General features: G+C 67.3%; 19 protein-coding genes. 11 read left to right on the top strand and 8 right to left on the bottom strand.

What is annotated here, in order from left to right; genetic code table 11:
* Positions 1-1,002: 1,002 nt before the first annotated feature.
* The 3 genes from GXW79_RS10485 to GXW79_RS10475 all read right to left on the bottom strand — a co-directional run bounded on the left by GXW79_RS10485 (position 1,003) and on the right by GXW79_RS10475 (position 4,722).
* Positions 1,003-2,328, bottom strand: a complete 1,326-nt coding sequence (locus tag GXW79_RS10485; protein ID WP_246503898.1) for an LLM class flavin-dependent oxidoreductase — start codon at positions 2,326-2,328, stop codon at positions 1,003-1,005.
* A 5-nt stretch (positions 2,329-2,333) separates the two neighbouring features.
* Positions 2,334-3,689, bottom strand: coding sequence for an LLM class flavin-dependent oxidoreductase (locus GXW79_RS10480; protein WP_211874337.1), 1,356 nt, complete (start codon positions 3,687-3,689; stop codon positions 2,334-2,336).
* A 124-nt stretch (positions 3,690-3,813) separates the two neighbouring features.
* Entirely contained in the window at positions 3,814-4,722 is a 909-nt protein-coding gene (locus GXW79_RS10475; protein ID WP_211874336.1) for a LysR substrate-binding domain-containing protein, read from the bottom strand.
* A 146-nt stretch (positions 4,723-4,868) separates the two neighbouring features.
* On the opposite strand from GXW79_RS10475, the gene GXW79_RS10470 reads away from it, so the two are divergent.
* The 7 genes from GXW79_RS10470 to GXW79_RS21425 all read left to right on the top strand — a co-directional run bounded on the left by GXW79_RS10470 (position 4,869) and on the right by GXW79_RS21425 (position 11,611).
* On the top strand, positions 4,869-5,789 hold the full coding sequence (locus GXW79_RS10470) for an ABC transporter permease (RefSeq protein ID WP_211874335.1): 921 nt from the start codon (positions 4,869-4,871) through the stop codon (positions 5,787-5,789).
* A complete protein-coding gene (locus GXW79_RS10465) occupies positions 5,786-6,655 on the top strand; it encodes an ABC transporter permease (protein ID WP_211874334.1) in 870 nt (289 codons plus the stop codon). The genes GXW79_RS10470 and GXW79_RS10465 overlap by 4 nt, the downstream gene beginning before the upstream one ends.
* On the top strand, positions 6,652-8,196 hold the full coding sequence (locus tag GXW79_RS10460; RefSeq protein ID WP_211874333.1) for an ABC transporter substrate-binding protein: 1,545 nt from the start codon (positions 6,652-6,654) through the stop codon (positions 8,194-8,196). Before GXW79_RS10465 ends, GXW79_RS10460 begins: the two co-directional genes overlap by 4 nt.
* 110 nt (positions 8,197-8,306) lie before the next feature.
* Positions 8,307-9,293: an ABC transporter ATP-binding protein gene (locus tag GXW79_RS10455; protein ID WP_211874332.1), complete on the top strand. Its 987-nt coding sequence runs from the start codon at positions 8,307-8,309 to the stop codon at positions 9,291-9,293.
* Positions 9,290-10,288 carry an ABC transporter ATP-binding protein gene (locus GXW79_RS10450; RefSeq protein WP_211874331.1) on the top strand — a complete coding sequence of 333 codons (999 nt, stop codon included), beginning with the start codon at positions 9,290-9,292 and terminating at the stop codon, positions 10,286-10,288. Before GXW79_RS10455 ends, GXW79_RS10450 begins: the two co-directional genes overlap by 4 nt.
* Positions 10,285-11,163, top strand: coding sequence for an NtaA/DmoA family FMN-dependent monooxygenase (locus tag GXW79_RS10445; protein ID WP_246503897.1), 879 nt, complete (start codon positions 10,285-10,287; stop codon positions 11,161-11,163). Before GXW79_RS10450 ends, GXW79_RS10445 begins: the two co-directional genes overlap by 4 nt.
* Position 11,164: 1 nt before the next feature.
* Complete coding sequence (locus GXW79_RS21425) at positions 11,165-11,611, top strand: LLM class oxidoreductase (protein WP_246503896.1); 447 nt, start codon at positions 11,165-11,167, stop codon at positions 11,609-11,611.
* A 10-nt stretch (positions 11,612-11,621) separates the two neighbouring features.
* Here the strand turns inward: GXW79_RS21425 and GXW79_RS10440 are convergent, their stop codons facing one another.
* The 3 genes from GXW79_RS10440 to GXW79_RS10430 form a co-directional block, all read right to left on the bottom strand.
* Positions 11,622-11,813: a hypothetical protein gene (locus GXW79_RS10440; RefSeq protein WP_211874330.1), complete on the bottom strand. Its 192-nt coding sequence runs from the start codon at positions 11,811-11,813 to the stop codon at positions 11,622-11,624.
* A complete protein-coding gene (locus GXW79_RS10435) occupies positions 11,814-12,206 on the bottom strand; it encodes a GNAT family N-acetyltransferase (protein ID WP_211874329.1) in 393 nt (130 codons plus the stop codon).
* An 89-nt stretch (positions 12,207-12,295) separates the two neighbouring features.
* Positions 12,296-13,051, bottom strand: coding sequence for a DUF2161 domain-containing phosphodiesterase (locus GXW79_RS10430; protein ID WP_367614876.1), 756 nt, complete (start codon positions 13,049-13,051; stop codon positions 12,296-12,298).
* A 157-nt stretch (positions 13,052-13,208) separates the two neighbouring features.
* Here GXW79_RS10430 and GXW79_RS10425 point away from each other — a divergent pair, with 157 nt between their 5' ends.
* On the top strand, positions 13,209-14,240 hold the full coding sequence (locus GXW79_RS10425) for a YihY/virulence factor BrkB family protein (protein WP_211874328.1): 1,032 nt from the start codon (positions 13,209-13,211) through the stop codon (positions 14,238-14,240).
* Positions 14,241-14,646: 406 nt separating this feature from the next.
* The gene (locus GXW79_RS10420) at positions 14,647-15,303 is read left to right on the top strand and encodes a hypothetical protein (protein ID WP_211874327.1); all 657 of its coding nucleotides are present in this window, start codon (positions 14,647-14,649) and stop codon (positions 15,301-15,303) included.
* A 132-nt stretch (positions 15,304-15,435) separates the two neighbouring features.
* On the opposite strand, the gene GXW79_RS10415 is transcribed toward GXW79_RS10420, so the two are convergent.
* Positions 15,436-18,099, bottom strand: coding sequence for a DUF2339 domain-containing protein (locus tag GXW79_RS10415; protein ID WP_211874326.1), 2,664 nt, complete (start codon positions 18,097-18,099; stop codon positions 15,436-15,438).
* An 86-nt stretch (positions 18,100-18,185) separates the two neighbouring features.
* Here GXW79_RS10415 and GXW79_RS21630 point away from each other — a divergent pair, with 86 nt between their 5' ends.
* Both GXW79_RS21630 and GXW79_RS10410 read left to right on the top strand, forming a co-directional pair.
* Positions 18,186-18,311, top strand: a complete 126-nt coding sequence (locus tag GXW79_RS21630; RefSeq protein ID WP_281414709.1) for a thioredoxin domain-containing protein — start codon at positions 18,186-18,188, stop codon at positions 18,309-18,311.
* Between the two features lie 1,755 nt (positions 18,312-20,066).
* The gene (locus tag GXW79_RS10410) at positions 20,067-21,641 is read left to right on the top strand and encodes a winged helix-turn-helix domain-containing protein (RefSeq protein ID WP_211874325.1); all 1,575 of its coding nucleotides are present in this window, start codon (positions 20,067-20,069) and stop codon (positions 21,639-21,641) included.
* A gap of 516 nt (positions 21,642-22,157) precedes the next feature.
* Here the strand turns inward: GXW79_RS10410 and GXW79_RS10405 are convergent.
* Entirely contained in the window at positions 22,158-22,643 is a 486-nt protein-coding gene (locus tag GXW79_RS10405; RefSeq protein ID WP_211874324.1) for a BLUF domain-containing protein, read from the bottom strand.
* Positions 22,644-23,081 lie beyond the last annotated feature (438 nt).

Here is a 23,081-nt window from a genome sequence, read left to right as displayed (position 1 = left end):
CCTCCCGAATAGCCGGCCAGCGCGCCGATCAGGCGCGTCGCTGACCCCTTCAATACTGCCGACGACGGGCGAACTGCATGCGATGCGGCTATGCGATCGAGCCCCGGCGGGAGAAGCGCGGCATGACGACTTGCGCGGCGTGTAATTAGACTTGGCGCCTCCGAAGCGACAAGACGAGGCCCATCGCATTCGGGGTGCGCCCCAAACTGAATGACTTCGGCAACGCAACACGTGTTGCCTGAACTCCCTACCTTATGGCACATGGCTACTCACGATTTTGCGCGGGAACCGGAACAACAGCGTGGTCTTGGAAGCAATTCGCGTTATTCAGTAACTTTGTATGAGCCATAGCTCGCCCGAAATCCCGCCCGCAGCGGCAACCAGCCCGTCAGCGCGCGGTCCGGCGGGTGCCCTCTTTGAGGGGCAGGTCGCGGCGCACTACCTGCTAACGATGCTCGTCGAGGCCGACCCGCGAGGTCTCCCTGGCGCAACTATCGAAACCATCGAACTGCAGCGCGCGGGGGAAGGACACCCGCTGGATGACGTCATCGTTCGCGGCACCACCACAACGGGCGACCCGGCGATGCTCGAAGTGCAGGCCAAACGGACCGTTACTTTCGCGCCGGCTGATAGCGTTATTCAAGGACTTCGTCGGGCAACTCGCGCAAGCGTTCCAGAATCTCGACCTCTCGAACGAGCGGCATCAGTTCGCCGTCGCGAGCGAGCGAACCACCTTCAAGATCACTGGCCCCTATCAGGACGTGCTCCGCAGGGCCCGCGAGGTCCACTCGGCCTCGACCTTCATCAAACGGATCAATCGCAAGAACGTTGGCAATGAGGACATGCGAACGTTCGTGGCGCGGTTCGGTCCCATCTCACGGCGGCTGGCTGTGCCAGCGACGACCAGACCCTTTGGAAGATCCTGCGTCGGTTCCACATCCTGCCCTTCGATTAAGATGCGCCGGGCTCGCGCAGCCTGCGCGCAAGACGCAGCATGTGCGTTCACCTCGCTGCCGGGTGCACCGGTCGCGCAAGACCCAGATTATCGCGCAACGTCGTGCCCTCGTAACTGGTATGGAATAGCCCGCGACGCTGAAGCTCTGGCACCAGCCAGTCGAACACCTCCTGCACCGGCACGGGGTAGTAGGGCGGCAGGATGTTCCATCCGTCGCAGCCGTGATGGACGAACCAGTCCTCCATCTCGTCCGCGATGCTCTGCGGCGTACCGACCATCACGTGGTGGCCGGAGGCGGAGCGCTGGTGGATCAGCTCGCGGATGGTGATGGTCTTGCCGGCCAGCTGCTTGGCCAGCCGCTCATGCGCGCTCTTCACGCTGTTGGTGTCCGCCAACGGCGGGGGTACCGGGTCGTCAAGGTCATAGCCGGTGAGGTCGCCGAAGGAGGGAATCAGCGCGGCGAGACCAAGCTGTGGATGGATCAGCTCCTGCAACTGCTCGGCCCGGTCGCGCGCCTCCTGCATGGTGCGGCCCATGATGGGCATGATGCCCGGCATCACCAGGGAATGCTCGGCATGGCGGCCATGGTTGGCGAAGCCGCTCTTCACGCTCGCATAGAAGGCGGCCGCATCCGCGCGTGACTTCTGCATGGTGTAGACGATCTCGGCGATCCGCCCGGCCAGCGCCTGGCCGGGGCCGGAGGAGCCAGCCTGCGCGATCACCGGAAATCCTTGGACGGGACGCGCGGCGTTCAGCGGGCCGCGGACGGTGAAGTGCTCGCCGCGATGGTGCGGGATGTGCAGTTTGGAGGGGTCGAAATACTGCCCGGTCGCCTTGTCGCGGATGAAGGCGTCATCCTCCCAGCTGTTCCACAGCGCGAAGACGACATCGACGAATTCCTCGGCGCGCTTGTAGCGCAGCCCGTGCTCCAGATGGCTGTCGCGGCCGAAGTTCAGCGCCTCTTGCTCGGACCAGGAGGTGACGACGTTCCAGCCGATCCGCCCTTCGCTGACATGATCGAGCGAGGCGAGCTTGCGCGCCACGTGATAGGGCTCGTTGTAGGTGGTGGAGATCGACGCGAGGTAGCCCATGCGCTCCGTCACGGCGGACAGGGCGGCCATCACGGTGAGTGGTTCGAACACGTCGATCCGGCTGTCATAGCTGAGCTGCGCTTCGTCCTTGGCGGAGCTGCGGACGGCGATGCCGTCAGCCATGAACATGAAGTGGAACTTCGCGGCCTCGGCACCGCGCGCGATCTGCTTCCACAGCCGGATATCCATCCCCGCGCCGACATGGGCATCGGGCATGCGCCAGCCGCCGCCATGCGCGCCATTGCCGACCAGGTTGAGGCCGAGCTTCATCTGCCGTGCCATCGTGCTCACTCCGCCGCTTCGCTGGCGGCTCGCGCCGCGACGTGCCGGTTCACATGCGGCGCCAGGCCAAGGTTTTCCCGCAAGGTCTTGCCCTCATAGGCCGTCCGGAACAGCCCCCGCCGCTGCAATTCCGGCGTGATGAATTCCACGAAGTCGTCGCAGCAGCCGGGCAGGTAGGGGGGCAGAACGTTGAAGCCGTCACAGGCCTCGGCCTCAAACCATTCCTGCATGCCGTCCACGATGTCCGACGCTGTGCCGATCAGGTAGAAGCCGCCGCCCACCACCTGCTGGTAGAGCTGGCGGATGGTGAGGTTCTGCGACCGCGCGCGTTCCATCATGCGCTCCGTGCTGCTGCGCACCTCGGCGGCGCGCTGCGGCTCGGGCACCGGCCCGTCCAGGTCGAAGCTGCTGAGGTCGCCGAGCGCGGCATAGACGCGACCGAGGCCCACCAGAGGGTCGGTGAGGTCCTGCAGGCGGTCAAACTTGTCCTGGGCCTCCGCACGCGTCGCGGCGACGATGGTGCGCACGCCGGGCATGATCTTCAGCGCATCGCCATCGCGGCCATGCTTCGCCATGCGGGCTTTGACGTCGTCGTAATAGGCCTTGGACGCCTTGAGCGAATCGGCCGCGGCATAGACCACGTCGGCGGTGGCGGCGGCGATCTCGCGCCCCGGCTCCGACGCGCCGGCCTGGAACAGCACCGGGCGCCCCTGCGGCATGGAGGCGACGTTGAGCGGCCCACGCACCTGGAAATGCTTGCCGCGATGGTTGAGCAGATGCATCCGGGCCTCGTCGTAGAAGAGCCCGCCGGCCTTGTCGTAGAGCAACGAACCCGGCTCCCAGCAATCCCACAGGCCCTTCACCACCTCGACGAATTCGGCCGCGCGCTCATAGCGCGTGTCGTAGTCCAGATGGGCTTCGCGGTTGAAGTTTTTCGCCTCCGCCTCTGACCAGGAGGTGACGATGTTCCACCCGGCGCGGCCATGGCTGATCAGATCGAGCGTCGCGAATTTGCGCGCCACGTGAAACGGCTCGTTGTAGGTGGTGGACGCCGTGGTCACCAACCCGATGTGCTTCGTCAGCACGGCGAGGGCGGGGAGCAGCGTCATTGGCTCCATCTCGACCAGCTCATAGCCGGAGCGCGCGAGGGAGCCGCGTGGCTCGTCGCGTTCGCGCAGGCCGATGCCGTCGGCGAAGAAGATCATGTCGAACAGCCCGCGCTCGGCCATGACCGCGTTGTGGGCGTAATGCTCGAAGCGCAGGGTTCCGTCTGCGGGGACATCGGGGTGCCGCCAGGCGGCCGGGTGATACCCCAGGCCGCGCATCGACATGCCGAGCTTCATCTTGTCGCGCCGTGCCATGCTCACACCCTTCCTTCCGGCGCGCCGGCGCCGTCCGATTGCCGATGGAAGCGACGGACGCCCTGGAAAGGCGGCCGGAGGGTGAGGAGCGCAAGATGCCCAGTTGGGCATGTATGCGCAAGTGCTATGCTGGGAGCAGCCGCGCCATGGTCGAGCCGTTGCGGACGGCCTCAGCGAACCAAGTCACCGCCGGCGAGCGCGGCACGCCGGAGGGGAAGACCAGCGCCACGCCATACTCCACCCGGGGCGCGAAGCGGCGCACGACGACGGCGGGGTCACGCACAGCCGCACCCGTGAAGGGATCGACCAGCGCGATCCCCACGCCCTGGCCCACGAGCCGGCACAGCACCTCCGAGGCGGTGGATTCGGCAAGCACCGGGGCGAGAATGCCGGCCAGGCGCAGCATGGCGTCCAGGCGCATGGCGATCTGGCTGCCGGTGCCCAGGCTCAGCAGATTCTGCCCACGCAGATCCTCCAGCGTGATCTCGCCTTTGGCCGCCAGCGGATGGTCCGCGGGCAGGGCGCAGACCGCTTCCAGCAGGGGCAGGCGCTCGATCTCCAGGCCCGGATAATCCGGTGGCGCATAGGCCATGCCGATGTCGAACTGCCGCAGCGACACGCGCTCCAGCGTCGTCGTGGTGATGTGGTTGTGGAGGGCGACGAAGGTATCCGGGTGCTCGCGCAGGAATTGCGCGACCAGGCCGGGGAGGAAGCCATACGCCGGCCCCGCCATCGCCGCGATGCGCAGGCTGCCATGCCAGGCGCGCTTGATCTCCTGCGCGGTGCGCTCGATGCGGTGCAGGCTGACGAAACTGCGCTGCACCTCCTCGAACAGCAGCGTCGCCTCGGCGCTGGCGGCGATGGAGTTGCCGCGGCGGAGGAAGAGCTTGAGGTTCAGCACCTCCTGCATGTCGCGCATCAGCCGGCTGACGGCGGGCTGGGTCAGGCCCAGCATCTCGCCAGCGCCGGAGATGGAGCCGCGCAGCATCACCGCGCGGAAGGCTTCAATCTGGCGGAGGGTCAGGCGTCGCATGCCTATTCATAACATTTCGGCATGCATCAGGGGCAATATCGCATTTGACCCTGCGGACGGCCCTTACCTACGGTGGTGTAGCCGCCGTTGAAGCGGCGCACCGGGAGCATGCCAGCATCCGCGGCCCAAGCCAGTGAGGGGGCGCCGTGCTCGACTACGCGATCTACCGCATCGCCGTGCTGGTGCCGACGCTGTTAGCGGTGTCGCTCGCGGTCTTCCTCGTGCTGCACCTCGTGCCCGGTGATCCCGCCCGCAACGCGGCGGGGCCGGATGCGGAGGAGGAGGATATCGCCCTCATCCGGGAGCATTACGGGCTCGACCAGCCGCTGTGGCGCCAATACGGCACCTATCTGGTGCGCGTGGCGCAGGGCGATCTCGGCGAGAGCTACCGCAGCCGCCGCCCAGTCCTTGACGAGTTGGTCCGCCGCCTGCCGGCCACCATCGAGCTCGCCGGCTTCGCGATGCTGCTGGCGGTGATCGTGGGCGTGGGGCTGGGCGTGACGGCCAGCATGCGGCCCAATTCCTGGGTGGACCAGGCGATCGGCGCCGTCTCCGCCTTCGGGATATCCGTGCCGGTCTTCTTCCTGGGCCTGCTGCTGATGCTGCTGTTCGCGGCCAAGCTGCAATGGCTGCCGCCCAGTGGGCGGGGCGGATGGGCGAACCTCATCCTGCCGGTCACCACGCTGGGGCTGCCCTATATCGCGACCTTCGCCCGCGTCGCGCGCTCCACCATGCTGGAGGTGCTGTCGGAGGACTATATCCGCACCGCCCGCGCCAAGGGTCTGCGCGGCGGGGCGGTGATCTGGCGCCACGCGCTGATCAATGCGGCGATCCCGCTGGTCACGCTGCTGGGCATCTATTTCGGCCGGCTGCTCGGCGGCGCGGTGATCGTGGAGACGATCTTCTCCTGGCCGGGGCTGGGGCGGTACATGGTCGATGGGATCATCCAGCGCGACCTCCAGGTGGTTCAGGGATGCATCCTGTTCTTCGCCACCGCCATCATCGCGGTGAACCTGGTGGTGGACCTGCTCTATTCCGTGCTCGACCCGCGGATTGCGCGGGGATGAGCGCGATCCTTCCCTTCCTTCGCTTCCTGGTCATCACGCGGCGCTACATGGCGCTGCTTGGCGTGGCGGTGATCGTGATCTTCGCCGTGGCCGCGCTGGCCGCCCCGCTGCTGTTCGACTGGACCACGGCGACGCGGGTCAATCTGGGCGACGCGCTCGCCACACCCTCGCTCGACTTGCCGCTCGGAGCGGACGAGATGGGGCGCAACATGATCGCGCGCCTGGTCTGGGGCGCGCGGACCTCGCTGCTGGTAGCCGGTGTCAGCGTGGGTGCGGCGCTGTTGGCTGGGCTGCTGATCGGCGGGCTGTGCGGGTATTACGACAACCGCGCGAGCTTCATCACCATGCGGGCGATGGATGCGATCATCAGCTTCCCGCGCATCCTGCTGGCGATCATGCTTATCACCATCCTGGGGCCGGGGATGACCAGCCTGACGCTGGCCATCGCCATCTCCTCCGTGCCCGTCTTCGCGCGGCTGTTCCGCGGCCCGGTGCTGTCGCTGAAGTCGCGCGACTTCGTCCTCGCCTCCCGCTCGCTCGGGGCCGGTGACATGCGGCTGCTGTTCCGCCACGTGCTGCCCAACATCGCCTCGCTGGTGATCGTGCAGGGGAGCATATCGCTGGCGGAGGCGGTGCTGATCGCCTCGGGCCTGTCCTTCCTCGGGCTCGGCCCGCAGCCGCCGGTGCCCGAATGGGGCGCGATGATCGCCCAGTCGCGCTCGCACCTGATGTCCACGCCGCATGTCGTGCTCGCACCGGGGATCGCGCTGTTCCTGCTGGTGCTGTCGCTCAACCTGGTGGGCGACGGATTGCGCGACTTCACCGACCCGAAATCCACCCGCATCAGCCCTGGAGCCGCACCATGAATCCCATGATCGACCGGCGCGCCCTGATGGTCGCGACCGCGCTCTCCGCCATCGCGCCGCGCGGTGCGAAGGCGCAGGCGCCGCGTGAGATCCTGACCTTCATCGAGGGATCGGATTTCGACTCGCTCGACCCCGCGATCAGCCGCACCCGTTCGGCGGAGATCCTGCTGACGCTGATGTTCCAGCGCCTGGTGCGCTGGAAGGACACGGCACTTTCGGGCATCGAGGGCGACCTCGCCGAGCGCTGGACCACCAGCGCGGACGGCCTCGCCTGGACCTTCCAACTGCGCGGCGGCGTGCGCTTCCATGACGGCACGGCGGTGGATGCCGAGGCGGTGAAGGCCAATTTCGACCGCATCCGCGACCCACGCCTGGGTTCGCCCAACCGCTCGCTCTTCTCCGTCATCGGCGACATCAAGGTGGAAGGACCGCTGGTCATCACCTTCTCCACCACCGAGCCCCTGGCCGGGATGCTGGAGATCCTGTGCGAGTCGGCGGCCTCCATCAACAGCCCCGCGGCGATCCAGCGCGCAGGGCGCAATTACGGCCGCAACCCGGTCGGCAGCGGCCCCTACAAGTTCGAGGAATGGACGCCGGGTGAGAGCGCCGTGCTGACGGGTGCGAACCCCTCGGCGCGCTTCCGCCGCATCGTCTATCGCCCCGTGCCGGAGCCCGAGGCGCGGCTGATCGAGCTCGAGGCCGGCACGGCGGACATCGCCACCGGCATGGCGCCCGAGGCGGTGCCGCGCGTGCGCGCCAATCCGCGCCTGAAGCTGGCCGTCATCCCCAGCTCCTTCCAGATCTTCTTCGAGCTGAACCACAAGCGGCCGCCCTTCGACAATCCCCGCCTGTGCCGCGCGATCAACCACGCGATCGACCATCGCGCGATCGTCGAACGCATCCTGGGCGGGTTCGGGTCCGTCCCCGACGCGCCGATGGCGCCGGGCGTGCAGAGCTACCAGCCGCAGGAGCCCTATCGCTACGATCCGGACTTCGCCCGGCGCGAATTCGCTGCCGTCTTCCCCGGTGGATTCACCGAGCCCTTGGTGATGTGGACCTGCGTCGGACGCTACCTGAAGGACCAGCAGGTGGCCGAGGCGGTGCAGGGGTACCTGAACGCCATCGGGCTGCGCACCGAATTCCGCGCCTGGGAATGGGCCAGCTACCAGCAGACGCTGTATCGCCGCCAGCCGACGGGGACCGGCTATGGCAGCCATGCCGCGCATATGTGGGTGCTCGGCACCTCCATACCGACCGCGGATTGGCGGCTGAGCCGCCGGCTGATGACCGGGCAGAGTGCGAATCTCGGCGGCTATTCCGACCCGCGCATCGATGCGCTGCTGAACGGCGCGCGCACCCAGCTGGACCCTGAGCGGCGCATGGCCGCCTATCACGAGGCGAACCGCATCCTGTGGACGGATTCGCCGCCCAACCTGTTTCTCTACAACCAGCAGCAGATCATCGCGATGCAGCTGGGGATCGACAATTTCGACGCCTTCGCCTTCGAGATCCCGCTGCTCAACCAGGTGACCAAGGCGTAGCCGAAACGCTGCGCCGAGGCCCGGTGCGCTGCCGTCCCCGAGGGTGAGAGCGAGGGGACGGCAGTGGCTCCGGCCGCCATGGGAAAGGATGTGTTTCGCGTGTGGATGTCATGAGTGAGGCCGCGCCGCCGGTGCTGGCTGTGGAGGGATTGCGCACCCGTTTCGGCGCAGTGCGCGCTGTCGATGGCGTGTCCTTCGCGGTGGCGCGAGGAGAGACGCTGTGCATCGTGGGCGAATCCGGATCCGGGAAAAGTGCGACGGCCCTGTCGATCATGGGGCTGATCCCGTCCGGCGCCGGGATCGTGGAGGGCGGGTCCATCCTGCTCGCCGGCCATGGCGAGCTGCGGGGGCTGCCGGATGCCGCCATGGCGGATATCCGCGGCCGTGCAATGGGCATGATCTTCCAGGAACCGATGACCGCGCTGAACCCGGTGTTCCGCGTCGGCGCGCAGATCGCCGAAGTGATGCGACGGCACGAGGATGTCGCCCGCTCCGCCGCGCGCGACCGCGCGGTGGAGCTGTTGCGCCTGGTGGGCGTGCCATCCCCGCAGAGCCGCGCGCAGGATTTCCCGCACCAGCTGTCGGGCGGGATGCGTCAGCGGGTGATGATCGCCATGGCGATCGCGTATGATCCGGCGTTGATCCTGGCGGACGAGCCGACCACCGCACTGGACGTGACCATCCAGGCGCAGATCCTCGCACTCATCGACGGGCTCAAGGAGCGGCTGGGGTCGGGCATCGTCTTCATCACCCATGACCTGCGCGTGGTGGCGCAGATCGCCCAGCAGGTCTGCGTCATGTATGCGGGCGTGGTGGTGGAGCGCGCGGCGACGCGGGCGCTGCTGCGTGAGCCGCTGCATCCCTATACGAAAGGGCTGATGGCCTCGGTGCCGGGGACGCGGCCGCGCGGTGCGCTGCGGCGGCTGCCGGCCATCGCGGGAACGGTGCCCAACCTTGCGCGCCTGCCGGTGGGCTGCCGCTTTCGCAACCGCTGCCCAAGCGCCTTCGCGCGTTGCGCCGAGGCCGAGCCGCCGCTTGCCCCGCCCGTCGGCGGTGATCCGGACCGGCTGGTCCGTTGCTGGCTGCACGCGGCATGACCGCGCCCCTGCTCGATGTCGATGACCTGTGCGTCCACTTCCCCGTCCATCGCGGCCCGCTGCGGCGGCGCGCGGGTACAGTGCGCGCGGTGGATGGGGTGTCACTGCAGGTGTTTCCGGGCGAAACCCTCGCGCTGGTGGGTGAGTCCGGCTGCGGGAAATCCACCCTCGGCCGCGCCGTGCTCAACCTGCAGCCCGCCACCGCCGGGAATCTGCGCTTCGAGGGGCAGGATCTACTGCGCCTGGGCCATACCGCGATGAAGGCGGCGCGGAAGCGCATGCGCATGGTGTTCCAGGACCCGCACGCCTCGCTCAATCCGCGCCTGCGCGCCGGGGAGATCGTCGGCGAGGCCTTCACCATCCATGGCTGCACGCGCGCCGAGCGCGAGGCCGGCGTGGCGGAATTGCTGGATCTGGTGGGGCTTGGCCCCGAGCACGCGACGCGCTTCCCGCATGAGTTTTCCGGCGGCCAGCGGCAGCGCCTGGGCATCGCCCGCGCGCTGGCGCTGCACCCGAGCTTTGTGGTCTGCGACGAGCCGGTCTCGGCACTCGACGTGTCCGTGCAGGCGCAGATCGTGAATCTGCTGATGGAGTTGCAGGAGCGCCTCGGTCTCGCCTACCTGTTTATCTCGCACGACCTGCACCTGGTCGAGTTCATCGCAGACCGCGTCGCCGTGATGTATCTCGGCCGCATCGTCGAGACGGCGCCGGCGGCGGCGTTGTTCGCAAACCCGCTGCATCCCTACACGAGCGCGCTGCTCGCCGCCTCGCCCTCCATCAACCCCGATCGGCGCGAGGCCTATGTGGCGGTGGAGGGCGAGCTGCCCTCGCCGCTAAACCCGCCGACGGGATGCGCCTTCCACCCGCGCTGCCCGATGGCGATCGACCGCTGCCGCGCCGAGATGCCGCCGCTGCTCGCCTTCGCGGATGGGCATGAGGCACGTTGCTGGCGCGCGGCGGAAAATCTGGATGCAAGCGAGCCAGTGACGCCATGAGCACCCCGAAGCAGATCGCCCTCGGCCTGTCGATGCGCTACCTCGGCTACCACGCCGCGGCATGGCGCCATCCCACCGCCGATCCCGACGCGGCGTCGCAGTTCCGCCACTACAAATACATCGCGCAGACGGCCGAGGCGGCGAAGCTCGACATGGTCTTCCTCGCCGACGGCATAGGCCTGCGCACCAAGGATGAGCCGCCAGGCGCGCTGCAACGCTCCCACCAGACGCTGGAACTGGAGCCGCTGACGCTGCTCTCCGCACTCTCCGCCGTGACCGAGCACATCGGGCTCGTGGCCACCGCGTCCACCACCTACAACGAGCCCTTCCACATCGCGCGCAAATGGGCCTCGCTGGATCATCTCAGCGGCGGGCGGGCGGGCTGGAACATCGTCACCTCCTGGTCCGAGGCGGAGGCGAAGAACTTCAACCGCGACAAGCACATGGAATACGACCTGCGCTACGAACGTGCGGCCGAATTCGTCGAGGTGGTGAAGGGGCTGTGGGACAGCTGGGAGCCGGATGCGCCGGTCTTCGACAAAGCGACCGGCATCTTCTTCGACCAGTCCAAGCTGCATGCGCTCGACCATGTGGGTAAGCACTTCAAGGTGAAGGGGCCGCTCACCATCAAGCGCACGCCGCAGGGCCGGCCGCTGCTGGTGCAGGCGGGTGCGGCGGAGCAGGGCCTCGAGATCGCCGCGGCCAGCGCTGACGTGGTCTATGCCGCGCCGCTCGATCTGGCGTCAGGGCAGGCCTATTACGCTAACCTTAAGGGGCGGCTCGAGAAGCATGGGCGCACGCGCGACAGCCTGAAGATCATGCCCGGCGTCACGCTCTTTATCGGCCGCACGGGCCGAGGCGCAGGAGCAGTATGATTTGCTCAACGCTCTGGTCGATCCCGCGCTCGGCCTCTCCTACCTCTACAGCCAGTTCGGTGACCTGACCGGGCATCCGGTCGATGGGCCGGTGCCGGAGCCAACCAACCCGCTGATCAAGAGCATCTCCAAAAACCTGCTCGCGCTGGCGCGGCGGGAGGATCTGACCATCCGCCAGCTCTACACCCGCATCGCGGCCGGCTTCGGCGGGCGCGTGCTGATCGGCACGCCGAAGGACATCGTCGACGACATGCACGAATGGGTCGCGGGCGAGGCCGCGGACGGGTTCAATCTGTGCCCGCCCGTCCTTCCGCTCGGGCTCGATGATTTCGTCGCCCTGGTGCTGCCGGAGCTGCGCGCGCGCGGGATGTTCCGCCATGACTATACCGGGCTGACGCTGCGGGAAAATCTAGGCCTGACCCCACCGCGCAACCGCTACGTTGGGTGAGGCGCCTGCCTCAGGCGCGCGGCTTGAGGCAGGCGTACCGCGCGAAGTGGTCCTGGCTGAATGTCGCGCCGGTAATGTGCAGGTAGGCCGCGCGCCGCCCATCCACATCGGTAGAATTGCCGAACCGCTCATGCAGCGCATCCACCTCCGCGTCGTTGTAGCGCGCCCAATAGTTCACGCCCGCGGTTGCCGCTATGGACACTTACGCCTGCTTGCGAAGTGACCGCACAAATCGACTGCCAGCCTCGGCGAAGCCTGTTGCACAGCAGAACTCCGGCAGCGTCGCGTCTCCGCTGGCCGCAATCAACTCCAGCCTCACACAGCCAGCCGACCGCGCGACTTGAGCCGCGGCCTTCAGCAGAAGCCGTCCGATGCCGCGGCGCCGGTCGTCTAGGGCAACGAGCAGGGTCGTGATCAGAGCAATGGGGCCAGCCTCGCCGAGGGTGGAATACCAATGGAGGATGACGATACCGCTCGGTGGTCCCCACTGTGTTGCGATGAGCACGGTCCCAGCCGCCCGTCGAATGGCGGCCAATCTCGACGCCATCTCGGTGGCTTCGATCGCGATGCCCGCTTCGGCCAGGAGGCTCATCATACCGGCGGCATCGCCAGCATTCGCAGCACGAACCTCCATACCAAAGCGAGACGTCATCCTGGCTCCCGTTGGTATTCTTACGGCCTGATTTAGAGGTGACCTGATGGTGCGGCCGGCGGGGGGATCGCTGAATGGGCAGCCATTAACGTCTCTGGCGTCCACCGCTCGAGAGCCGCTTCCCCTGCCTCCGTCAGGCGATAGATGCCGCGACGCTCCCGCTCGAACCAGCCATACACGTTGCGCAGCAGGATGGCTGCGGCGTCATCCGTCTGCGACCGAAGCGCCTTCACCGGTTGCGGTCCATCGCGGAGCTGGGCCGCGCAGGCCAGGGCGCGCTGTCGATAGGCAGTCATGATAGGCTGCCGGGTTGAGCCACCCTGCGAGGGATCGCCCGCCCGGCGCCGGTGTTCCTCCAAAAGCCGGCTGCGGCGCCGCTCGTTGGACCTGGGCCGATAGGGGCCTGGTTCGGCAATGACCTCGACCCTACTCGTATTCGCAGAGACCCGCAGCAAGCCGAAGCCCAGCAGCCGGCACAATTTTTGAACCCGACCATCGCGATCTCGTCCGCGCGTGCTGGCCCGTACTGCCAGCCAAACCTCGTCCGCCATCGGCAGCCGATCCACAGCCTGGAGCACAAGTTCGAGGGTGAAGCTCAGTTTCAACTCGACGATGACCAGGAACGGTGCGTGCTCGACGCGGATCGCCACGATGTCGCAGCCGCAAATCTCTCCCTTCGCCACGAAGCCGAGCGCTTCGAGGTGACGCTTCACCGCGGCGTACAGGGAGGTCTCGCGCTGATCGGCGGAGCGCCGATTCGTCCTTGCTGGCATGATGTTCAGTATCACGGACCGGCGCGCTCCGTGCCACCACCCCGGCGACCGTGATGTGGGTCCAGGCGTCTCCACCGCGCAACTGCGCTCAACCTAGACCCGTAACTTCGTCTGAGCCGAGCCGTTGAGTCCCCACAGACAGGGGGTACGCGCCATGGGTCGGATCTGGGCAATGCTGAAGGACACGGGTGAAGGATTCATCGCCGATGACTGCCTCACCCGGGCGGCGGGGATCGCCTACTTCACCCTTTTCTCGATCGGCCCGCTCCTGTTTATCGCCACCGGCATCGCCGGCATCGTGTTTGGCCGGAACGAGATCGACGAGGCCATCGCGAACCAGTTGACGGGCATGCTGGGCGAGCAGGCTGGCGCCGAGATCCGTACGATGGCGCAAGGCACGCTCGGCGAAGCCCGTGGTGGCTGGGCCATCGTGATTGGCCTCGGGACCCTGCTGCTGACCGCTGGCGGTGCCTTCGGCGCCCTGCAGACCGCGCTCAACGCCATCTGGAAAACCGATGCGCCGCAGGCCGGGTCCATCACCGAGGCGGTGTCCCGCCTGGTGAAGGCGAAGGCGGCGGCACTCGGGCTGGTGGCGACCACGGGCTTTATCCTGATCACCTCCCTCGCGGTCAGCGCCTCCATCGCCTCGATGAGTTCCTGGTTCGAGGCCAGACTGCCTGGCGGGGCGGTGCTCGCCTTTCTGCTGAACCTGACGGTGACGATCGCCGTCCTGACCATGCTGTTCGCGGCAATCTACAAGGTCTTGCCCGACCGCAGGCTGGCCTGGGGCGATGTCATGGTGGGCGCGTTCGCCACCTCGGTCCTGTTCACGGCGGGCAAGGCGGCCATCGGGCTCTATATCGGGCATAGCGATGTCGCGGCCGGGTTCGGAGCGGCCGGCACGGTGATCGTGGTGCTGGTCTGGCTGTACTATTCGGCGGTGATTTTCCTGACCGGTGCTGAATTCACCCGCGCCTGGGCGAATCGCAACGGCAGCAAGCAGGCGGCTCCAATCCCGGCGGAGCCGGGCGAAGCGCCGCAGAAGCCGAGAATCGACGATCGCGCCACTGGGCAGCGACAGAACGGGGACGCACTCGCGGATATCCTGCTTGTCGCTGTGCCTATCCTTGTGTCGACGCTTGTGATGATCGGAGTGGAACGACTTGCTCCCTCACGCGCTGCGAAGCCTTCTCGGGAAAGGTAGTGGGCCGAGGCGATTTTACCGGCGATATGCCAGGGTCGGTTTTCTTGCCTGCGATCGCGAACACCGCCGAGGGCATTCGCAGGCGTCCCGTCGCCAGCTCGCGCCGATCGCCGCTGTTGCGGACGATCGGTTCGGCGTACTCGGTCGGTCGCCACCGTTACATGGGATCGAAGCAGATTGCTCCTGCCGATCTTTTCGGTGATGGCGGCGGAGGTGTCGCGGGAGTTCGGAATCTTCGTGGCCTGCCATACGCCCAGCTTTGGCGGTTAGCCGGCGCTGCGTAATCTGCCACTGGCACCATCCTGTCCGGTGACGCTGACCCCGCGCCGTGACTCCTCACTGCCCTGCGCCTGCCGGCGGCAAGCGCACGGCCGTCCATGCGTGGTGACAAAGGAGCCAGGCCCGTATGAGCCGAATACGCCGGATTGTGCCGTGGCTGGGGCCGCTGAAGAGCGTGCTGGCGCTGCTTGGCGGCGTCGCGACGCTCTCCCTCGCCGCGGGGATGTTGACCGTGCCGCGGGAAAGCGGCGGGCCAATGAACCTGCACCTGGTCGACCTGTTCGGCGCCATGCTCCTGGGCCCGGGCGTGGCGCTAATGCTGGCCGTGCCCCCCGCATGGTGGCAATGGGCGTGGCCGCTTGCGGGGCTGGCCACAATCCTCGGCGCGGGACCGAACTTCTGGCGCTTCCCGCCGATGGAGGCCGACCTCTTCGCCCTCCATGCCGGAGTGTCCGATCCCAGCCAGTGGCCGCAGCAGGCCGGGTGGCACGTCATGGCCTTCGCCCCCGTCGGTCTGGCTCTGGCCGCCGCGCGCCGCCCGCCGTTGGGCAGGGCGCTGCTCCTGGGCGGGACGGCTCTGGCCGTCGCTGTCTCCGTCATGGGCTTTGGCTGGTTCGCATACCAGGAGGCGGGATGGGTCGTGGCCATCCCCGCCGCCATCCTCGCCGCTCTGTCCATGCGACCGCTTGCAGGGCCAGCCCTGCGCGTGGCGGGCGGGCAGGCGGCGGTCCTCCTCGCGCTGTGCCTCGCCCTCGGCGCACTTCGCGCGGCGGCGTTGCAATAGCGCTTGACCCTTGGTTACCGAAACCCGAGGAAAAGCCGTCTGCGTCGTCCGCCGCTACCCGCCCTGACCGCCAGTAAACCGCTAACCACGATCTCGATCGAGCAGGCGACGCCGTAGATTGCAGGCTCGCTCCTAAACCCTCGGCGCCACCACCACGAAGCGCCGATACACCCATGCGAGCGCGATCAAGGCGAGGCCAAGTCCAAAGAAGCTGAGTGCCCGCCACAACCCGACAAGCGAGCTCATGTCGATCACGAAGGCTTTGCCCACCGTCACCGCCATCACCGTCAGCGCCGCCAGGCGCAGCGCCGGAATCCGCTGGCGGATGCCGAGCGCCAGCAGGCAACCTGCCAGCAGCAGCCACGCGCCGGTATAGGCGTAGAGCTCGGGCTCGCCGGGGTCGGCGAGCGCCAGCGCCATGGTTTTGGGGTTGAAGAGGTGGCGCACCTCCAGCGTGACCCAGGCAAAGACTGCCACCACCGCGTAGGCGCCGAGTGCGGTGCGGAAGCCCGGCATCCAGCCGGCCTCCGGCGCACGCATCGCGAGCCCCGCGAGCAAGGCGGGCAGCGTGTAGGCGAGCAGCAATTCGTTCAGCACCGGCATCCGCAGCACCATCGCCTCCGCGTCGAAGGCGGGGTTGGCCAGCAGCAGCAGCACGCCGAGTGCGATGGCCGCCGAGAGATGCAGCCGCCAGCCCCAGCGCAGCACGGGCCGATCGCCGAGCCGGCGGTTGGCGAGCAGCAGCAGCGTCGACATGACCGACAGGCCGGCGACCTGCCAGGCCTGCTCGCGGAAGGACGTGTCGGTCAACGCGTCGCTGAACGTACCGCCGGTGGCGGCGTGGCGGATCTCCAGCATCAGCAACGCGGTGGAGAAGGCGATGGCGCCGGCCTCCAGCAGCGCCACCGCCAGGTCGTCGCCACGCCGGCGGAACATTGCCCCGGCGATGGTGAAGGCGGCGGCGGGGACGCCATAAGCCGGCAACAGGCCGTTCAGGATCGGCATGGTGCCGAAGGCGTAGCTGGCCACCTCGGGATTCAGCAGCAGCCGCGCCAGCACCACCGCGGCGACGGCGATGGCCACCTTGCGCAGGGCCGGCAGGTCCGCCCGAGCCTCGATCCAGGCCAGCGGCGGCAGGAACAGCGCCACGGCCAGGGTGAGCCACTGGTCCGACAGCAGCATCGCCGCGCCCAGCGCGAGTGCTGCGACCGCACCGGCCGCATGCACGCCGGCGCGCTGCACGCTGGCCTCCCGCCGGGCCAGGGCAGCGGTCCCGACCAGTGTCGCGGAAAGTGCCAGCGCCACTGCCGCCCAGCCCGCATCGAGGGCGAAGCCGCGGATGCGCGCATAGGCCACCAGAAGCACCAGCACCGGCACCGCGGCCGGCAGCGCCGCCCAGCGCGTCGCATGGGGCGCGCGGCGTTCCATCCACAACCCGGAAGCGGCCTGCATCGCGGCCAGGGTCACGCCCGCGATGAGGAAGGGGTGAAGCGCCTCCGGCGCCCACGCCTGCGCCGGCAGGATGGCGAGCACCACGCCTTCGACCGTCACCGGCTCGGCACCCGAGACCCAGGCGCCGATCGGCCAGATCAGCAGCAGCAGCAGCCCGATCAGGGCGGCCAGCCAGGGCAGCCTGTTCAGCCGCGGCTCGAAGGCGCCCTTAACCACGGCCACGGGCGTGAGCAGCAGCAGTGCGGTGGCTGGGGCCAGAATGGCCGCGTTGCCGACGAGCAGCAGGCCCGCGAAGGCCAGAACGGCGAAGGGGATCCAGGCGAGCCGCCGGCCGACGGCGCCCTCCAGCGCAGCACCTGGCAGCAGCGCGAGGTGCAGGGCCGCCGCCACGGGCACGAACAGCGCCGGCGACCAGAGCCCGGCGGTCCCCTGCGCGACGACGCCTCCGACGACGATCCAGGCCGCGGCGGCCAGGGTTGCCACCCAGCCGAGCCAGGCGGCTCCGACCTGGCGCACCACCGCCAGCGCCGCCGCCGTCACCACCAGCAGATAGGCGAAGAGCCCCGGCAACCAGGGCGTGTCCGATTGGTACAGGGCCGGGGTCACGTAGGCGCTGGCGATGCCGACCGCCGCCACCAGCGGCCCCTGCAGGAGGGCCAGGGCGATGCCGATCAAGGCGGCCGCCGCCATCAGGACAAAGCCGATCAGCGGCGGCACCAGGGCGTAGAGCACGGCCGTGGCATAGGCGGCGCCGAACAGCAGCGCCACGCCGCCCGCCGCCAGGGCCGCTGGGGCCTGGTCCGGCCACGGGAGGTTGGGACGGTCCGGCAGCGGCCGGCGGCGCAGCCACTCCGCGCCCCCGATCAAGGCCAGCGCGAGGAGCGTCGCGAGGGCGCAGCGCGCCTCCGGGCCAAGCCAGCCTTCCTCGATCGCGGTGCGCAGCAGGAACACGCCTGCGAGCAGCAGCACCGCCGCGCCGAGCCAGGTTCCCCAGCGGAGGGTCAGCAATTCTTCCAGCCCCGGGCGGCTGGGCTGCGGTGCGGGCGGCGGCCCGGGCGGTGGTCCCGGCGGCGCGTCGGGCAAGTCGATGGCCGTGCCCGGTGGACCGGGACGTGTCGCGGAGGTTGGCTCTGCGACGACCAGTTTCGGTGCGATTTCCGAGGCGCGCTGCGTCTCTAGGGACGCGGAATCCGGGATCGGAATGCCCGCCGCGTGTAGGGCGGCCCGCAGGCGCGCGATCTCCGCCGTGGCACGGCGCGCCTGACGCCAACCGGATATGCCCAGCATCCAGCCGATGAAAAGCCCGCCGACGATAAGCAACGCGATACCAAACAGACTATCCATGCGCGATGCTCCGCTCCGTAGCGGCCCCGGTCAACGGCAGCAGCCGTGTAGGGGCACCATAGGGTGTGCCAGCGGCGCGATCGCGCGTGCTGAAGGGTGCTGGAGTTGTACTGGAGGATGCGACCGCCCTGTTGACCATCCATCACCTCGGCATATCGCAATCTGAGCGGATTCTCTGGCTCGGCGAGGAGCTCGGCATCGCCTGGAGCTGACGCACCACACGCGGGGACCGACGACGATGCTCTCGCCCCCGCAAGCGCCCGGGCAGCCCACTTCGTCCGAAAATCGTCAGGATCAGCCGCCAATCCAACGGCAGCAACAGGTGGTCGGCTACAACCTGCAGCTCCCTCCGCGCCGCCGTGCAAGAAGGGAGGACCTCCAGGCTCGCCGGTGCCAACATCCTAGGGGGCCAGGCCGAATGGCCGAGGCCGACCGTCGCCAACGGGCTTCAAACGGGGAAGCACGGGCGTGAGCGAAAACGCCACGGTCGCTCCCTCCCCCTGGCCATCAATCGCACCAACGCGGGGTAACTAAATGGAACACGCGGTACAATTTCCCTGTTGAAGCCCGTGAACCTCGCCATCGGGCGAGGCGCGGCATCGACGCGCGCATCGTGATCTTGAGGAGGAGCGCGATGTCCAATACCGTCGGTGGAACCTGCTTCATACCGCGCCCTGCGAACTGCAGGGCGCCATCGGGCAGGGGCGCTGCAAGGCTCGCGGGGCGGACCAGTCCTCCGTCAGCCTTGCCTCGACCTCCTCAGGTGCCGTCAGAATTTGCGGCATCGCCTGTGGTGAACCGCCCCGACCTCGGGACCTAGCCCGCGGCGCGAGCGTAGGCGCATCCACCGTGCCGGCTTATGAGGCGGCCCGATCAATGCCTGTGCCCGGCCATCTCTCAGCGATCCGCACCGCGCTCGAATACCGCCGCCTTCCATTTCATCGCCGAGAACGGTGACAGTGCCGGCATGCGCTTGGAAGGCCACTCGAGGAGCGATGGCCGCGGCGAACAAAAACCCAATTTTGCTGCGGGGTCATGCAATCATGGTGATGTCGGGCTGAGTGAGAGACCTGGACATACAGAGCGCAAACGGCATGTCAGATGCTTGGGAGCGTAGCATGATCTGGTTTAAGACAACGCTTCGAGACCCACCGGAGCGCGAGCGAGCTTTTCAGGCGATCCTAGACGCATTCCATCGCGCTGCCATGCGATCGCGCTCCGGGGCGCTCACGCACCCCTGCACTGTTCGGTGCGCTTAGTCGGTGGCTCCCGGGACGGATCGCGCGACGACGTGGACGTTGGGGCGATGGCCACCAGCGAGGCGAATATGGCCCGTATACTGCTCGAAGATCTCCGTCTGAACGCCGTGACCGACGCACCAAAGCTCCGGGTGTCCGTCTAGCCACTCCTGGAGCGCCATGGCCCGGGAATGCGGCTCGGCCACCGTTTCGAGCATCGTCGTGGATGGATCTGGAGCGTGCTTCGTCGACATGCTGGTCCTCGCTCGATCTGGTTTTCTGGCGTGGCTTCACCTCCGTCATCGCCGAACGTTGTGCGGCAGCATGGCGGGCTGAGTCTTCGGGAGCTGTCATCATGGGGCGCCCCTTGAAGGGGCCATGCAGTGCGGCACAGGGGGCGAAGGCAGTTGGACGCACCGCCGCGCCAAGGCGTTGGTGGCGTGCGGGCGGCAAGCGCCCTCCGGCGGAGCCTGCCCCCTAAGTGGTTGGCTGCAATGCTGTTTCGCCAGCTCTCTCATTGCGACAGCAAGCCACTTGTCTGCGGTTCATGTCCTTAGAATGGTCCGAAGAATATCCGAAACTTCCGATCGCGATTATTCGCTTGGGGAATGATCGCCGCTGAAATTTGGGATCACTGGTGAGATCGCTAGGCAGGGAGGATCTCCATCCGACAATGTGTACAGATGGCATGAGAAATGCGGGTGGCGATCGAGCAAAGGAATCGACGGCATGCATGAGGGTGAGCGACAAGGCGGGATCGGTTCGAAATCGATGCGCTTCGGCAGCTTCACACTCGACACCACCCGCGGCGCTCTCTCGGACGGCGCCTGCGAGGTGGTGCTGCGCCCCAAGACCGCCGCGGTGCTGGCGCATCTGCTCCTGAGAGCCGGTGAGGTGGTGTCGCGCTCGGCGCTGCTGGATGCCGTCTGGCCGAATCTCGCCGTCTCTGATGACAGCCTGACGCAATGCGTGTCCGAAATCCGGCATGCGCTGCGCAAGGCCAGGCCGCACCTTCTGCGAACCCTGCCGCGCCGTGGCTACCTGCTGGACGCAGAGCTGATCACGGAGCAGCCGATCACGCCGACGCCCGGCATTCTGTCGCCTCGCAGTGATGACCGCCCTTCAATAGCCGTGCTGCCGTTCCGCCAGGACCGCGGCGCCAAGATCAATGCCTATTTTGCCGACGGCATCATCGAAGGCATCGTCCATGTCTTGTCTGGCGTCGACGGCCTGTTGGTGATCAGCCGCGACTCGGCTTTGGCCTTCGCGGATGTCTCCCTCGATGCGCGGGCGGTCGGGAAAGAACTAGGCGTGCGCTATGTGCTGTATGGCGGCGTACGCCGCTCCGGTGGGCGGCTGCGGGTCAGTACCGAACTGACCGAAGCGGCGAGCAACATCATCCTGCACGTCGACCGCCACGAGGTCGAGATTGACGACCTGTTCGCGTTGCAGGACCGCATTGCCGAGCAGGTGGTCGCGGTGATTGTGCCACAACTACGCCAGCACGAGATCGGCCGCAGCCTGCGCAAACCGCCCGCCAGTCTGACGGCCTATGATCTGGTTTTGCGCGCGCTGGACCGGATGCGCCCAATGGACAAAGCCTCATTCAACGACGCGTACGGCTTTTTGGAGTTGGCGATGCGGGCGGATCCGCACAGCGCGCTGCCGCACAGCTATGCAGCCTGGTGGCATACGCTGCGCGTCGCTCGGGGCTGGGCGGAGGACATAGCTGCCGATTCCGAGGCCGCGCGGCGCCTGTCGGGCGCCGCATTGCTGCGAAACAGTCGTGACGCATTCGCGATGGCGCTGAGCGGCTTCATGCAGGGTTACACCGAACACAAGTTCGAGCCGGCACGACTCATGCTCGGCCAGGCGGTGTCCATCAGCCCGAGTTGCGCGATCGCGTGGACCTGGGGCGCCGCGCTGCGCTGCTGGCTTGATGAGGGTCCCGAGGCGGTCCGATGGGCGGAGCGCGCCGTGCGCCTGGCGCCCAGGGACGACCTGACTTTCTGGCACGAGCACATCCTTGCTCAGGCATACTATACGAATGGCGCATTCGAGCGCGCGGAAGCATGCGCGCGCGCATCGTTAAGCGCCAATCCGCAGTTTTCGTACAGCTTGCGCACCCTGATCGCGAGCCTGGTCGCATTGGAGAAGCCGCACGAGGCGCACGAAATTGCAAGGCGCCTGCTGGAGCGCGAGCCAGGCTTCACCCTTGGCGGCTTGCTGGCGCGCACGCCGCAGCAGGGCGCGATGCGCGACCTGTACGTCGAGCGGTTGCGGATCGCGGGCCTGCCGGACTGATCTTTGGGCCTCGGAAATTCGGCCAGGCTATCGTGGCTATGCGTTGCTGCGGATCCACCGCATCAACCTCTGTTTCCCGTCAGCCCGCCGCGCCGCGCTTCAGGGCACGCCGGCCCTGCCCAATGTGGCGATGATGTGTGAATTCGCGAGACGACCTTTTGGTCCGATCCGATGTCGGATCTGGCGCCGCTGGCGTGCGGCGAGCACACCGCACGGATTAGGGAAGTAAGGAACGCAACGAGGTGATGATGATTGCCCTGGCGAGCGCGGCAAAGAGGGCATTTCCAATCCGGCGCGCCACGGAACCTTCATCTCCAGGCCCGGCCGCTGAAGCGGAACGTTCGGCAGGCCGTCATCGGGCCGGGGGCGCACCACAACGCCAATGCGCTTCAGCAGCCTTCGCGCTTCGCGCATCGGCTTAGTGCGACGAACAACCCCGACGCACGATCAGGTTATGCTGGCCGACGAGCCCTTGGAAGTCGTTCAGGAAATCGGTCTAGCTACCACCACAAGAATCTACCGCTTCGTGGCAAAAGGGTGGAGCGTATCCACCGGACCCGAATCCAGGTGCTCGAGAATACGCCTCAGTGCTGCGATGTTGTTTTCGTCTTCGGCGCTCTCGAGCGCCTCCTGCAGGACCGCGCGGATGTCGTCGGCCCCGACGAGCTCCATCTCCCAATTCGGATACAGACGCGAGCGCTTCTCCACACTCCGGTCTAGCGTGACGATGTCGTGATGGCGCAGATCGCCATGAAGGCTCGCGATCAGTTTCTCAAGCTGGGCGGGCGGCCCCTCGATCCATTGGAAGAAGACGCCGCTGCCGAAAACCAGCACCCCGGTGATGTCGCGGGCGACATTGCGGCGCTGAGACCACTCGATAATGCGGCCGACCTCGGCGTCGTCGACGCCTTCGGCGGCACGGCTGCAGTATACGAAAGTACCAAGAATGGGCGCGGCGTAGTCTGAGTCAGCGTCGCGTGGAAAACCGAACTCGTCGAACATAGGTTAGCTCGCTTTGTCTGTGCCGGGCAGGCCGTGGCATCCGGTCGCCCAGCGAAAGGCTAACGCAGCTGCCCGAATTGGGTAAGGAAGCATTGGAGTTCCATCGCGGTCCCGACTTCGCGCGAGCGACCACTTCGGCGCAAGTGCCAAGTGAACGCCCCGCTCTCCAAGGCTCCAGCCTAGAGACCGTTCGTATCCGGTCGCACCTCCTCCGCCAGTTCCCATACGAGCCGTGCTCTACGCCTGACCTGGCACCGCGCTAAGTGGCAGGTTTCCTCGCGTTTTTGGGCAGACCTGGGGACTGGCCAGAGGCAGAGCCGGTCGAAAATCGCTCTCCGGAGGCCGATTATGTCCAGACCTTCTGACTTGGCCGTTTAAGTGTGAAACTCAAAAACCTAGGTAAATGGCCGGTTTCAGCGCGGCGAGCGCTTGCCGTGG

The organism is Plastoroseomonas arctica, assembly GCF_018128965.1.
Classification (GTDB): Bacteria; Pseudomonadota; Alphaproteobacteria; order Acetobacterales; family Acetobacteraceae; genus Plastoroseomonas; species Plastoroseomonas arctica.
Note: the sequence above shows the minus strand (reverse complement) of the source record. Positions and strands in the feature narration are given on the sequence as shown.